Below are 12,816 nucleotides of genomic sequence, written 5' to 3'. Positions count from 1 at the left end.
GCCGTCGTCTCCTTGTGGCAGTGTCAGCGATTCAGCGACGCTTGAGAAAGTTGGCCAGAAGCTCGTGGCCCTGGCGGGTCAGGATCGATTCCGGATGGAACTGGACGCCCTCGATGTCGAGCTCGCGGTGGCGCATGCCCATGATCAGTCCCGGCGTCACGTCGTCCGCGTCGGTCCAGGAGGTGACCTCCAGGCACTCCGGCAGGCTGTCGCGATCCACCACCAGCGAATGGTAGCGGGTGACTTCCAGCGGATCCTCGAGGCCCTCGAACACGCCCTGGCCCGTGTGGCGGATGCGCGAGGTCTTGCCGTGCATCACCTGCGGGGCGCGGCCCACCCGGCCGCCGAACACCTGGCCGATGGCCTGGTGGCCCAGGCAGATGCCGAGGATCGGCAGGCGGCCGGCGAAGTGGCGGATCGCCTCCATGGAGATGCCCGCCTCGTTGGGCGTGCAGGGCCCCGGCGACACCACCAGGTGGCTCGGGGCCAGCGCCTCGATGTCCTCCAGGGTGATGGCATCGTTGCGATGGGTCACCACCTCGGCGCCGAGTTCGCCGAGGTACTGCACGACGTTGAAGGTGAAGCTGTCGTAGTTGTCGATCATCAGCACGGACATGGCGATAGGTCCTGATTTCCTTGGCTTGGATTCGTGATCCGGTGATTGTTACCCAGCATCTTGCCCGGGTCGGCGCGTCGGGCTGGCCAGCCGTGCAGGGATCGATAGACACAAAAATGCCGCCCTGACGGCGGCATTTTCTTCGGTCGCAAGCGTGCCGCCCCTTCGCTCAGGAGCGCCACCACGCCATCGGGCCGAATGTCTGATCTGGTACGTTCATGGTCGTCATAGTGCTCGCCGGCGGCCGGCCGTGTCAAGACGCCCGGGGCCCGCGGTGACGGGGCCTCGCGCGCACTCCGGCGGGACTTACTCGAGATTGTCCAGGCCCCGCTCGGCCATGGCCACGGCGCGGAACAGCGCGCGCCCCTTGTTCAGGGTCTCCTGCCACTCCATTTCGGGCACGGAATCGGCCACCACGCCGGCACCGGCCTGCACGTGCAGCTCGCCGTCCTTGATCACCGCGGTGCGGATGGCGATGGCGGTGTCCATGTTGCCGTGCCAGGACAGATAGCCCACGGCACCGGAGTAGACGCCACGCTTGACCGGCTCCAGCTCGTCGATGATCTCCATGGCACGGATCTTCGGCGCCCCGGAGAGCGTGCCCGCCGGAAAGGTTGCGCGCAGCGCGTCCATGGCGGTCAGCCCGGGCCGCAGCCGACCGGTGACCTGGGACACGATGTGCATGACGTGGGAATAGCGCTCGACAGCCATGTTGTCGGTGACGGTCACCGAGCCGGTCTCGCAGATGCGGCCCACGTCGTTGCGCCCCAGGTCGATCAGCATCAGGTGCTCGGCGCACTCCTTGGGGTCGTTCAGCAGATCGGCCTCGAGCGCCTGATCCTCGGCCTCGGTGCGGCCGCGCACCCGGGTGCCGGCGATCGGGCGCACGGTGACCTCGCCCTCCTCGAGGCGGGTCAGGATCTCCGGCGAGGAGCCCACCACCTGATGATCGCCCAGGTCGAAGTAGAACATGTAGGGCGAGGGGTTGAGGCTGCGCAGCGCACGGTACAGATCCAGCGGCGGCGCCTGATAGGGAATCGACATCCGCTGGGAGGGCACGCACTGCATGATGTCACCGGCCAGCACGTATTCCTTGATCGTCTCCACCGCCGACTTGAAGCCTTCCTCGGTGAAGCCGGAGGTGAAGTGCCCCTCCTCCACCGCCCGGCCGCCGGTCCCGGGGCTGCGGGCGTCCAGGACCGCGCCGCGCAGTCGTTCCTCGAGGCGCGCCAGGCGCGCCACGGCACCCTCGTAGGCCTCGGGCTCGGCCGGATCGGCGTGAGTCCATAGCGTCAGGCGGCCCGACAGGTTGTCGAACACCACCAGATCGTTGCAGACCATGAGCAGGATGTCCGGCACGCCGAGAGGGTCGGGCTTCTCCACCCCGCGCAGGCGCGGCTCGATGTAGCGGATGGTGTCGTAGCCGAAGTAGCCCACCAGCCCGCCGTCGAAGCGCGGCTGGTCGTCGAGGCGCGGTACCTTGAAGCGTGCCTGGAAGGTCTCGATCCAGGCCAGCGGGTCCTCGACCTCGGTCACGCCCTGGGTCTCGCCGTCGACGATGTGCGTGACCTGGAAGCCGCGCACCTCGATGCGTTCCTGGCACGGCAGGCCGATGATCGAGTAGCGCCCCCACTTCTCGCCGCCCTGCACGGACTCCAGCAGGAAGGTCCAGGGCGCGTCGGCGAGCTTGAGGTAGGTGGACAGCGGCGTGTCGAGATCGGCCAGCACCTCGCGGGTGACCGGAATGCGGTTGTAGCCGTCCTCGGCCAGGGACTGGAAGCGTTCGGGGGTCATCATGGGCCCGTATCCTCGATGAAGGGTGTGCGACGGTGAAGCGACGACGGTCGCCCCGGAAGGCGCCGTTTCAGTAAGCGAGCGTCACCATCGCCAGCCGCCGAGCAGGCCGGTAGCACGGTGAAGGCGGGGAAGGGTCGAGGATACGAAAAAGGCCAGCATGATGCGGGGTTCCATCGGCAATGGCGGAATCGTATATAACGAAAAATAATCAATTATTACATCGTTATAGCGCAATTCGATTTACAGTAAACGAGTTGTGCCAGCGATTCAACCGTGGCATCCGGCCCGCTGGCCGCCACCGGTTCACCGTGGTTATAGCCGTACGGCACGGCCAGGGTGCGAAAGCCCGCCGCCCTGCCCGCGGCGATGTCATGGCGCGAATCGCCGACCATCAGGCAGCGGCCGGGGGCGACGCCGAAACGCTCGGCGACGTGGATCAGCGGCAGCGGATCGGGCTTGCGGCGCGGCAGGCTGTCGCCGCCCAGGCACAGCGAGAAATGCCCGGCGATGCCGGTGGCCTCGAGGATCGGCGCGATGAAGGCCTCAGGCTTGTTGGTCACCAGCACCAGCCGTTGACCGCTGGCGGCGAGTCCCTCCAGCGCCTCGCGCACACCAGGATACAAACGGGTTCGCGCACAGGGCGCCTCGCCGTAGCGGGCCAGGAAGCCCTCATGGGCGGTATCCAGGAACGCCGTGGCCGGCGCCTCACCCAGGGCGTCGGTGAGCGCCCGCTCCACCAGCACGCGCGAGCCGTTGCCGACCCAGTCGCGCACCTTGTCCTCACCGGGAGCGGGCAGCGCCAGGTCACTCAGGGCGGCGTCCACCGCCGCGGCAAGATCCGGCACCGAGTCCACCAGGGTGCCGTCCAGGTCGAAGGCGACCAGGGTGATGCCTTCCAGGCAGGAGTGCATGGGCGAGCCTCTCCATGTCAGGGTTAGCGTGGCCCCGCGGCCGTCGAGCACCGGCCCGGGGCACTGAAAGTAATATTACGGAAAACATAGCGCCTTTTTCCTGTCGCCCATAGGCAGGCGAAGGTCGCAGCGTTATGCTGAAACCAGCCGTTGCCGACTACAGGGCATGCCCCCTACCTCGGCCGGACGCCAACGACGCCTGCCGTGACGCCCGACCGCCGTATCGAGGCGAGCCCTGACCCGGGCAACTCTTTGCCACGTCCCTTTTATGCATTCAGTCAGGAGACTCCATGACACTACCACGCATCGTGGTGGTCGGCGGAGGTGCGGGCGGACTCGAGCTGGTGACCCGGCTCGGCCGCAAGCTCGGCAAGCGCAAGCGTGCCGAGATCGTGCTCGTCGATCGCAACCCCACCCATATCTGGAAGCCGCTGCTCCACGAGGTCGCCACCGGCGCGCTGGATTCCGGCCTCGATGAAATCTCCTATCAGGGCCATGCCCGCGCCAACGGCTATCGCTTCCAGCTGGGCACCCTCACCGACCTCGACCGCGACGGCCGGACCCTGACCCTGGCCCCGGTGCTGGACGACGACGGCGAGGAGGTGCTCCCCGCCCGCACCCTGCCCTACGACGAGCTGGTGCTCTCGCTGGGCAGCGTCAGCAACGATTTCGGCACCCCCGGCGTGGCCGAGCACTGCCACTTCCTCGACAGCCCCCACCAGGCCGAGCAGTTCCGCCAGGCCATGCTCAACGCCTTCCTGCGCTACAACGCGCCGCAGGAGCCGTCGGCAAAGATGGTCGTCGGCATCGTCGGCGCCGGCGCCACCGGCGTGGAGCTGGCCGCCGAGCTCTACGGCGCCTCCGAGATGCTCAACAGCTACGGCTTCACCACCCTGGACAGCGATCATCTCGAGGTCCACCTGATCGAGGCCGCCCCCAAGGTGCTGCCCGCCCTGCCCGAGCGCATCAGCGGCGCCGTGCACGACGAGCTGGAGCGTCTGGGCGTGAACGTGCATGTCGGCACCCGGGTCACCGAGGTGAACGACGAGGCCATCATCACCGCCGACGGCGAGCGCATCGACATCGACCTGGGCGTCTGGGCGGCCGGCATCAAGGCCCCGGCGCTGCTCTCCGAACTGGGGCTCTCCACCGAGCGCAACCATCGCCTCAAGGTCGACGCCACCCTGCAGAGCCTCGACGACGAACACGTCTTCGCCTTCGGCGACTGCGCCAGCTGCCCCCAGGCGGACGGCTCCACGGTGCCGCCGCGCGCCCAGGCGGCCCACCAGCAGGCCGACCGCCTGTACAGGAACCTGGTGGCGCGGCTGGACGGCAAACCGCTCAAGCCCTTCGTGTTCCGCGACCGTGGCTCGCTGATCTCGCTGGCCCACTTCGACGCCATCGGCAGCCTGATGCGTGGCGCCTCGGCGCGCAGCCTGTTCATCGAGGGCCACCTGGCCAAGTTCTTCTACGCCTCGCTCTACCGCATGCACCAGCGGGCGATCCACGGCACGCTGAAGACCGGCCTGATGGTCGTCGTCGACGGCCTCAACAAGTTCCTCAAGCCGCGCCTCAAGCTGCACTGAAGCATTGAACACCGCCTGAAACGACACGGGCCCCGGCAAATTGCCGGGGCCCGTGTCGTTGACGGCAGAGAGACTCAGCGCTCGAGGCTCGCCTCGCCGTCCTTCTCGGGATGGTGATAGACGTGCACGTCGCGCTGCGGGAAGGGAATGCTGATGCCCTCGGCGTCGAAGCGGCGCTTGATCTCCTCGGTCATCTCCCAGTGGACGCTCCAGTAGTCCGCGGCCTTGACCCAGGGGCGCACGATCCAGCTGACGGAGGAGTCGCCCATGGCGCTCATGCGGATGTTGGGCGCGGGATCGGCCAGCACCCGCGGATCGTCGGCCACCACGCTCTCCAGCACCCGGCGTACGACGTCGATGTCGTCGTCATAGCCGACCCCGACCACCAGGTCCACCCGGCGGGTATCGTGGCTGGAGTAGTTGGTAATGGCACCGTTCATCATCTGGCCGTTGGGCACGATGATCTTGCGGTTGTCCGCGGTCTTCAGCTCGGTGGTGAAGATCTGCACGTCGTCGATGGTGCCAGCCACGCCGCCGGCCTCCACGTAGTCGCCGATCTTGTAGGGGCGGAAGATGATCACCAGCACGCCGGCGGCGAAGTTCGCCAGCGAGCCCTGCAGCGCCAGCCCCACCGCCAGGCCGGCGGCACCGATCACCGCGATCAGCGAGGTGGTCTGGATGCCGACCTGGCTGATCGCCGCCAGCACCACGAACACCATCAGTAGCGCATAGAGAATATTGCCCAGAAACTTGACCAGCAGCGGGTCGAGCTTGCCACGCTGCATGGCCTTGATGCTGAGCGAATGCAGCAGCTTCACCCCCCAGCGGCCGACCACGAAGATGGCCAGCGCCGCCACCAGATTGACGGCCAGATTCGTGCCCTGAAACTGCACGAAGTCGATGATTCCTTGAAGGTCCATAGGCTCTCCCTGTCGTGTTCGTGCCATGTCGGAGGTCGCGCCGGCGCCCGGCCGGCGCTATCGACACAGCCTAGGGGAAGGATTCCCCGCTTGCTTGAATGGCTCGCCGCTCGGCCAGCCAGCGGCGCTTGGCCGCGGCGGTGAGGCGCTTCATCGCCGCCTCGCGACGCAGCGCCTCGCCGTGTTCACCGATACATTCGTGATATACCAGATGCAACGGGCCCTTGCCACGCAGCGCCTTGGCGCCCCGCCCGGCGCGATGCTCGCCGAGGCGCCGCGTCACGTCGGTGGTGATACCGGTATAGAGGGCCCCGGCGGCCGTCTCGATCACATAGAGATGCCAGCGAGGAACGGCCTCGTCCGTCACGCTCAGGCCTCGGCCAGGGCGCGGCGGAAGTCGGCGATGACGCCGTCGTAGCGGTTCGGATCAGCCTCGTTGCGGGCCTTGAACACCGCCGAGCCGGCGACGAAGGTATCGGCCCCGGCGCGGGCGATCTCGGCGATGTTGTCGACCTTGACCCCGCCGTCGATCTCCAGGCGGATCGGGCGCCCCGAGGCATCGATGCGCCGGCGCGCCTCGCGCAGCTTGTCGAGGGTGCCGGGAATGAACGACTGGCCGCCGAAGCCCGGGTTCACGCTCATCAGCAGCACCATGTCGACCTTGTCCATCACGTAGTCGAGATAGGACAGCGGCGTGGCCGGATTGAACACCAGGCCGGCCTTGCAGCCGCCGTCGCGGATCAGCTGCAGCGAGCGGTCGATGTGCTCCGAGGCCTCGGGATGGAAGGTGATGTAGCTGGCGCCGGCATCGATGAAGTCGCCGATCAGCCGATCCACCGGCTTGACCATCAGGTGGGCGTCGATGGGGGCGGTCACGCCGTGCTTGCGCAGCGCCTCGCAGACCATCGGCCCGATGGTCAGGTTGGGCACATAGTGATTGTCCATGACGTCGAAGTGCACGATGTCGGCACCGGAGGCGAGGACGTCGTCGACCTCCGCACCGAGGCGGGCGAAGTCGGCGGAGAGAATCGAGGGGGCAATCTGGAAGTCGGTCGTCGAATCGCTCATGGGAACGGGGTCCTGTCGGGTCACGGTCATGTGGACGGCATTCTAACAGCATCGCGCACGCTCGCCTGCCGCTCCGCCTTACCGCCTCTGCTGGCATCCTCTTCTTGCGCCCCGGCCGCGCGCCTTCGATAGTGAGGGTTCCTCTTGCCCTCGAGACACGGAGACGTCCATGCGAATCCCCGCCCTGCCCCGCCGATTTCTGCCTCGCCCCCTCGGCGCCGGCCTGCTGGCCGCCGCGCTGCTGGCCCCACAGCTCGCCGTCGCCCAGTCCGCCATCCTAGAGGGCGAGCGCTTCCACCCCGAGGTCGGCGAGCGTGGCATGGTGGCGACCAGCCACTTCCTGGCCTCCCGGGTCGCCCACGACATCTTGGCCGAGGGCGGCAACGCCGTGGATGCCGCCGTCACCGCGGGGTTTGCCCTGGCGGTCACCCAGCCGCGCTCGGGCAACATCGGCGGCGGCGGCTTCATGCTGATCTCCGACGAGGACAGCGACGAGGTGATCGCCATCGACTACCGCGAGACCGCCCCGGCCGCCGCCACCGAGACCATGTTCCAGGACGAGGACGGCAACGCCGTCGCCGAATGGTCGCGCTTCACTCATCGCGCCGCCGGCGTGCCGGGCACCGTGGCCGGCCTGGCGCTGGCGCTCGAGGAGTACGGCACCCTGAGCCTGGCCGAGGCGCTGGCCCCGGCGATCCAGCTGGCCGAGGACGGCTTCACGGTGCCCCAGCGCTTCGTCGACGGCGTGGCCGAGGCCGGCGAGCGGCTGACGAAGTGGGAGGCCACCGAGGCGATGTTCTACAAGGAGGACGGCAGCCCCTATGAAGTGGGCGAGACCTTCCGCCAGCCGGACCTGGCGGCGACGCTGAAACGCATCGCCGAGCAGGGCGCGCGGGAATTCTACGAGGGCGAGACCGCCGAGCTGATCGTCGCCGAGATGCAGCGTCACGACGGCCTGATCACTCGCGAGGACCTGGCCGGCTACCGGCCAGAGATCCGCGAGCCCAGCCACGGCAGCTACCGCGGCTACGACGTCTACGCCATGAGCCCGCCCTCCTCCGGCGGCGTCCATATCGTGCAGATGCTCAATATCCTCGAGGCCTACGACATCGGCACCATGGGCTTCGGCGCCGCCGACACCATGCACGTGATGGCGGAAGCCATGAAGCGCGCCTACGCCGACCGGGCCGAGTACCTGGGCGACACCGACTTCGTCGAGGTGCCGCTCGAGGGCCTGACCTCCGAAGGCTACGCCGACGAGCTGCGCGCCCGGATCGCCATCGACCGCGCCACGCCCAGCGACGAGATCGCCGCCGGCGACCCGGCGCCGTATGAATCCAACGAGACCACCCACTTCTCGATCGCCGACGACGACGGCCTGGCGGTGTCGAACACCTACACCATCAACTTCAGCTACGGCTCGGGCATCGCCGTGGACGGCGCGGGCTTCCTGCTCAACAACGAGATGGACGACTTCTCCGCCAAGCCCGGCGTGCCCAATGCCTACGGCCTGATCGGCGGCGAGGCCAACAAGATCGAGCCCGGCAAGCGCATGCTGTCGTCGATGACCCCGACCATCGTCAGGCGCGACGGCGAGAACTTCCTGGTCACCGGCAGCCCCGGCGGCTCGCGGATCATCACCACCACGCTGCAGGTGCTGATGAACGTCATCGACCACGGCATGAACGTTCAGTCGGCGGTGAGCGCCCCGCGCCTGCACCACCAGTGGCTGCCCGACGAGCTGCGCGTCGAGGCCGGCTTCAGCCCCGACACCCTGTCGCTGCTCGAGGCCCGCGGCCACACCATCAGCCAGCAGTCCGCCATGGGCGCTGCCCAGTCGATCGTGATCGACGACGGCCGCTTCTACGGCGGCGCCGACCCGCGCCGCTCCACCTCCTCGGCGATGGGGCTCTAGTCCGCCCCTCGGCCGTGCCACCGCTCGGCGGCACGGCCGCCGCCGACGTGATCCGCAGCGATAAGAGTCGCTATACTCGGGCCTTTGCGATCGACAAGGAGACCGCCCATGACGACTCGACGCCTTCTCGGCTTCGGCCTGGTGCTGCTGGTCACCAGCGGGCTCGCCGGCTGCGCCGGGCCCCACTATCTGACGCCGGAGCCCAAGCGCAGCGTCCAGGTGCCGGCCGCCGGTCAGGGCCAGGAGGTCAGCGTGACCGCCCGGGACACCCGCCAGGAGGCGGTGATCGGCACTCGCTCCGGCAGCGCCGGCTCCACGGCGGTGGTGATCGTCGATCCGGGCGAGCTGACGCCCCGCCTGCAGGCCGAAGCCGAGCGCGCGGTGCGCGACATGGGCTTCCGCCCGGTCGGCGACGCCGCACCGGGCCGGCCTGACCTGACGCTGACCCTGAAGCGGCTCGACTACGGCCGCGGCGACGCCCCGCCGATGGTCGGCAGCGTGCGCCTGACGGCGGTGCTGGAGGCCAAGGCCCAGAACGACGGCACCACCTACACCGGCAGCTACACTGCGCGTCGCACCCAGCAATACGCGGTGAAGCCGGATCGTGAGGCCAATCAGGCGATGATCGAGGAGCTGCTCTCCGACGCCCTGGACCGCGCCTTCCGCGATCCGGAGCTGGCGGGCCTGCTGGCGCGCTGATCACGCTTCCTTCACCACGTACCCGATGGAAACGCGGGCCCGCCGGCGCGACGCCGACGGGCCCGTGTGGTGAACGGCGCGATCAGCCGCCCTGGGGACCGCGGCGCGTCAGCGACCAGACGCTCTCGCGAAAGCCGCTGCCCGGCTCGGGCTCGCCCTCTTCCAGGTGCACCACCTCGAAGTTGGGCGCGAACAGCTCGCGAATCTCGTCGGCATCGACGCTGAAGGGCGGCCCGCCCTCGTCGCCGGGGGCCCGGGTCAGGCCGATCAGCAGCCCCTGGCTGCCGGGCGGGAGCAGCTGGGCCAGGTGGAAGGCGTAGCGCTGACGGGTCGCCTCGGGCAGCGCGATCAGCGCCGCCCGGTCATAGAAGGCGCCCAGCTCGGCGGCGGCCTCGATGTGGAAGTGGAAGAAGTCGCCGCGCCACAGCTCCACGTTGCCCTGGCGGCTGATGTCGAAGCCGTCGCCCCGATAGCGGGAGACCTCCCCCTCGCCCTCCGCCAGAAACTGCTCGATGGCCTCGTCGGCCAGCTCGATGCCCAGCACCGGATAGCCTTCGCCGGCCAGCCAGCGCATGTCCAGGCTCTTGCCGCACAGCGGCACCAGCACCTTGGTGCCGGGTGCCACGCCCAGCGTCGGCCAGTAACGCACCAGGGCCGGGTGCGCCTCGTGGCGATGGAAGCCGATGCGCCCCTCGCGCCAGCGCGCGAGCCATTCGTTATCCATGGCCGGGCCTCAGAACCAGCGGTCGCGCTTGCGGCGACGGCGCGGCAGGTGCGGCACGATCAGGCCCACCAGCAGCCCGGCACCGGCCACCCCGCCGCCGTACATGAAGTAGCGCATCAGCAGGTCTTCCTCCTGGGTATCCAGGCGTGCCTGAAGCTCGCGCACCCGTGCGCCGGCCTCCTCGCTCTCCGAGGCGAGCGCCTGATTGCGCCGCTCGAGTTCGGCGATGCGCTGCTCGCGCACGTCGAGGGTCTCGGTGACCGAGGCCATGCGGCTCTCCCAGGTCTCGTTGATGCCGGAGAGCTCCTCGGACAGCTCTTCCACCCGCGCCTCCAGCTCGGGCAGCCGGACCTTGGCGCTGGGCTCGCCCTGCAGGTCGCTCGAGGGCACCCAGACCACGTCGCCGCTCTGGCTGCGCACGCGGCTGTAGTCGCCCTGGGTCTCGAGCAGCTCGACCGGGTCGCCGGCGGTCAGGGTACCGACGATGCGATAGCCGTCGGTGGGACCGCTGCGCACGAAGGTGGTGAGGTCGCCGGACACCCAGCGTTCATCGGCGTTCTGGGCGTCGTCCTGCTGGGCCTGCACCGGCAGGGCCAGGGCCCCGAGCAGTGCGCCCAGCGTCATCAGTGTCTTGTATCGTTGCATCGTCATGCGTCGTCCTGGCTGTCCAAGGCTCTGTGTCCGCCGCTCGCGGCGATGGCGGTCGTGACCGGACCATCCCTGCCCGGTCCGCCGAGATGAGAGTGCGTCTCCGGATCATCCACAGCATCTGTGGACAAGTGCCGGGAAAACCGCTGGAAACCCGCGGCCAGGCGGCATGGCTGCCGATACGGCAACGTTTCGGTCATTTCCTGACCACCTCGCCGGCGCCTCCGAAGCCGCCAAGGGTACCACAGGCCCGCGCGCCGGGCGTTCCGGCACTCTGGCCCCGTCCCGACTGGGCGCGTATAATCTCCGCTCTCAATCGGACGGCCCTGCCGGCCGCCTCTCCTGCGAACGAATATCCACCGGTGCAACGTCGGGCCCAGGCGCCACGACCTATTCTTATGGCGAAGAAACTCTTCATCAAGACGCATGGCTGCCAGATGAACGAGTACGATTCCGCACGCATGGCGGATCTGCTCGGCGAATCCCACCAGCTGGAGCTCACCGACGACGAGCGCGATGCCGACGTCATCCTGCTCAACACCTGCTCGATCCGCGAGAAGGCCCAGGAGAAGGTCTTCCACCAGCTCGGCCGCTGGAAGAAGCTCAAGGACGCCAACCCGGATCTGGTCATCGGCGTGGGCGGCTGCGTCGCCAGCCAGGAAGGCGAGGCGCTGCGCAAGCGCGCGCCCCAGGTCGACATGGTCTTCGGCCCCCAGACCCTGCACCGGGTGCCGTCGATGCTCGACGCCCGCCAGGACAACCAGATTTCGGTGGTCGACGTGACCTTCCCCGAGGTGGAGAAGTTCGACCACCTGCCCAAGCCGAACTCCGACGGCGCCACCGCCTTCGTCTCGGTGATGGAAGGCTGCTCCAAGTACTGCACCTTCTGCGTGGTGCCCTACACACGCGGCGAGGAGGTCTCGCGGCCCTTCGAGGCGGTGATGGACGAGGTCATCCACCTGGCCGACCAGGGCGTGCGCGAGATCAACCTGCTGGGCCAGAACGTCAACGCCTACCGCGGCGAGAACCAGCTCGGCGAGGAGATCGACCTGGCCGAACTGATCGCCTGCGTGGCGGCGGTGGAAGGCATCGACCGCATCCGCTTCACCACCTCGCATCCGGTGGAGTTCTCCGACAGCCTGATCGAGGCCTACGGCGAGATCCCGGAGCTGGTCAGCCACCTGCACCTGCCGGTGCAGGCCGGCTCCGACCGCATCCTGGCGGCCATGAAACGGGGCCACACCGTCGAGGAGTATGTGGACAAGATGGAGCGCATCCGCGCGCTGCGTCCGGATATCAGCTTCTCCTCGGACTTCATCATCGGCTTCCCCGGCGAGACCGAGGAGGACTTCGCGAACACCATGGACCTGATCGGTCGCATCGGCTTCGACGTGTCCTTCAGCTTCGTCTACTCGGCCCGTCCCGGCACCCCGGCCGCCGGCCTCGAGGACGACACCCCGGAAGCGGTCAAGAAGCAGCGCCTGGCGATCCTGCAGGAGCGCATCAACCAGCAGGCCATGCAGATCAGCCGCCGCATGGTGGGCACCGTCCAGCGGGTGCTGGTCACCGGCTTCTCGCCGAAGGACCCGGGCCAGCTGTCCGGCCGCACCGAGAACAACCGGGTGGTCAACTTCCGCGCGCCGAACCCCACCGAGCTGATCGGCTACTTCGTCGACGTGGAAATCACCGAGGCGCTGCCCAACTCGCTGCGCGGCGACCTGGCCTCGCCGGAGCGTTTCTAAACGCCGGTACGACACGATGGGCTGATGCACGGGCACAAGGGGCGCCGGGGACAGGCCGAAGAGGAGGTCCTACGCCATGGGTGAGAAGCACTGCTTCGAACGGGCTGGCCATGGATGGCCAGCACAGGTCCTGCAAGCAGAGCAGGACGCGAGAGCGAAGCAGAGCGTCGGTAGCGCCTAGGGATGGGTT

General features: G+C 68.3%; 12 protein-coding genes. 4 read left to right on the top strand and 8 right to left on the bottom strand.

The window, feature by feature from the left end; translation table 11 throughout:
* Window positions 1-31 precede the first annotated feature (31 nt).
* The 3 genes from CVH10_RS15885 to CVH10_RS15875 all read right to left on the bottom strand — a co-directional run bounded on the left by CVH10_RS15885 (window position 32) and on the right by CVH10_RS15875 (window position 3,324).
* Window positions 32-616 (bottom strand): aminodeoxychorismate/anthranilate synthase component II, encoded by a 585-nt coding sequence (locus CVH10_RS15885; protein WP_106489212.1) that lies wholly within the window; start codon window positions 614-616, stop codon window positions 32-34.
* Window positions 617-922: 306 nt separating this feature from the next.
* Window positions 923-2,410, bottom strand: coding sequence for an anthranilate synthase component I (trpE, locus tag CVH10_RS15880; RefSeq protein ID WP_035598892.1), 1,488 nt, complete (start codon window positions 2,408-2,410; stop codon window positions 923-925).
* Window positions 2,411-2,628: 218 nt separating this feature from the next.
* The gene (locus CVH10_RS15875; RefSeq protein WP_035598853.1) at window positions 2,629-3,324 is read right to left on the bottom strand and encodes a phosphoglycolate phosphatase; all 696 of its coding nucleotides are present in this window, start codon (window positions 3,322-3,324) and stop codon (window positions 2,629-2,631) included.
* Window positions 3,325-3,614: 290 nt separating this feature from the next.
* Here CVH10_RS15875 and CVH10_RS15870 point away from each other — a divergent pair, with 290 nt between their 5' ends.
* On the top strand, window positions 3,615-4,910 hold the full coding sequence (locus CVH10_RS15870) for an NAD(P)/FAD-dependent oxidoreductase (RefSeq protein ID WP_106489211.1): 1,296 nt from the start codon (window positions 3,615-3,617) through the stop codon (window positions 4,908-4,910).
* Window positions 4,911-4,984: 74 nt separating this feature from the next.
* On the opposite strand, the gene CVH10_RS15865 is transcribed toward CVH10_RS15870, so the two are convergent.
* The 3 genes from CVH10_RS15865 to rpe form a co-directional block, all read right to left on the bottom strand.
* Window positions 4,985-5,830 carry a mechanosensitive ion channel family protein gene (locus CVH10_RS15865; RefSeq protein ID WP_106489210.1) on the bottom strand — a complete coding sequence of 282 codons (846 nt, stop codon included), beginning with the start codon at window positions 5,828-5,830 and terminating at the stop codon, window positions 4,985-4,987.
* Between the two features lie 70 nt (window positions 5,831-5,900).
* On the bottom strand, window positions 5,901-6,197 hold the full coding sequence (locus CVH10_RS15860; protein ID WP_035598862.1) for a GIY-YIG nuclease family protein: 297 nt from the start codon (window positions 6,195-6,197) through the stop codon (window positions 5,901-5,903).
* 2 nt (window positions 6,198-6,199) lie between these two features.
* Window positions 6,200-6,898, bottom strand: a complete 699-nt coding sequence (gene rpe / locus CVH10_RS15855) for a ribulose-phosphate 3-epimerase (RefSeq protein WP_016853796.1) — start codon at window positions 6,896-6,898, stop codon at window positions 6,200-6,202.
* Between the two features lie 169 nt (window positions 6,899-7,067).
* On the opposite strand from rpe, the gene ggt reads away from it, so the two are divergent.
* Both ggt and CVH10_RS15845 read left to right on the top strand, forming a co-directional pair.
* Entirely contained in the window at window positions 7,068-8,813 is a 1,746-nt protein-coding gene (ggt, locus tag CVH10_RS15850) for a gamma-glutamyltransferase (RefSeq protein ID WP_106489209.1), read from the top strand.
* Window positions 8,814-8,921: 108 nt separating this feature from the next.
* Window positions 8,922-9,512, top strand: a complete 591-nt coding sequence (locus CVH10_RS15845) for a YajG family lipoprotein (protein ID WP_106489208.1) — start codon at window positions 8,922-8,924, stop codon at window positions 9,510-9,512.
* 82 nt (window positions 9,513-9,594) lie between these two features.
* Here CVH10_RS15845 and CVH10_RS15840 read toward each other — a convergent pair whose 3' ends face one another.
* A complete protein-coding gene (locus CVH10_RS15840) occupies window positions 9,595-10,236 on the bottom strand; it encodes a thiopurine S-methyltransferase (RefSeq protein WP_035598871.1) in 642 nt (213 codons plus the stop codon).
* A gap of 9 nt (window positions 10,237-10,245) precedes the next feature.
* Window positions 10,246-10,887, bottom strand: coding sequence for a TIGR04211 family SH3 domain-containing protein (locus tag CVH10_RS15835; protein ID WP_106489207.1), 642 nt, complete (start codon window positions 10,885-10,887; stop codon window positions 10,246-10,248).
* Between the two features lie 395 nt (window positions 10,888-11,282).
* Between CVH10_RS15835 and miaB the strand changes: the two genes are divergently transcribed.
* Window positions 11,283-12,626 (top strand): tRNA (N6-isopentenyl adenosine(37)-C2)-methylthiotransferase MiaB, encoded by a 1,344-nt coding sequence (miaB, locus tag CVH10_RS15830; protein WP_035598878.1) that lies wholly within the window; start codon window positions 11,283-11,285, stop codon window positions 12,624-12,626.
* The last annotated feature ends 190 nt before the right edge of the window (window positions 12,627-12,816 follow it).

This window comes from Halomonas sp. ND22Bw (assembly GCF_003011945.1).
Taxonomy (GTDB): Bacteria; Pseudomonadota; Gammaproteobacteria; order Pseudomonadales; family Halomonadaceae; genus Halomonas; species Halomonas halophila.
The sequence above is the reverse complement of the archived record's forward strand: the minus strand, read 5'-3'. Positions and strand labels throughout refer to the sequence as shown.

Coding starts and splice junctions, on each gene's coding strand:
- CVH10_RS15885 (WP_106489212.1), bottom strand. CDS start 616: ATGTCCGTGCTGATGATCGACAACTACGACAGCTTCACCTTCAACGTC.
- trpE (WP_035598892.1), bottom strand. CDS start 2,410: ATGACCCCCGAACGCTTCCAGTCCCTGGCCGAGGACGGCTACAACCGC.
- CVH10_RS15875 (WP_035598853.1), bottom strand. CDS start 3,324: ATGCACTCCTGCCTGGAAGGCATCACCCTGGTCGCCTTCGACCTGGAC.
- CVH10_RS15870 (WP_106489211.1), top strand. CDS start 3,615: ATGACACTACCACGCATCGTGGTGGTCGGCGGAGGTGCGGGCGGACTC.
- CVH10_RS15865 (WP_106489210.1), bottom strand. CDS start 5,830: ATGGACCTTCAAGGAATCATCGACTTCGTGCAGTTTCAGGGCACGAAT.
- rpe (WP_016853796.1), bottom strand. CDS start 6,898: ATGAGCGATTCGACGACCGACTTCCAGATTGCCCCCTCGATTCTCTCC.
- ggt (WP_106489209.1), top strand. CDS start 7,068: ATGCGAATCCCCGCCCTGCCCCGCCGATTTCTGCCTCGCCCCCTCGGC.
- CVH10_RS15845 (WP_106489208.1), top strand. CDS start 8,922: ATGACGACTCGACGCCTTCTCGGCTTCGGCCTGGTGCTGCTGGTCACC.
- CVH10_RS15840 (WP_035598871.1), bottom strand. CDS start 10,236: ATGGATAACGAATGGCTCGCGCGCTGGCGCGAGGGGCGCATCGGCTTC.
- CVH10_RS15835 (WP_106489207.1), bottom strand. CDS start 10,887: ATGACGATGCAACGATACAAGACACTGATGACGCTGGGCGCACTGCTC.
- miaB (WP_035598878.1), top strand. CDS start 11,283: ATGGCGAAGAAACTCTTCATCAAGACGCATGGCTGCCAGATGAACGAG.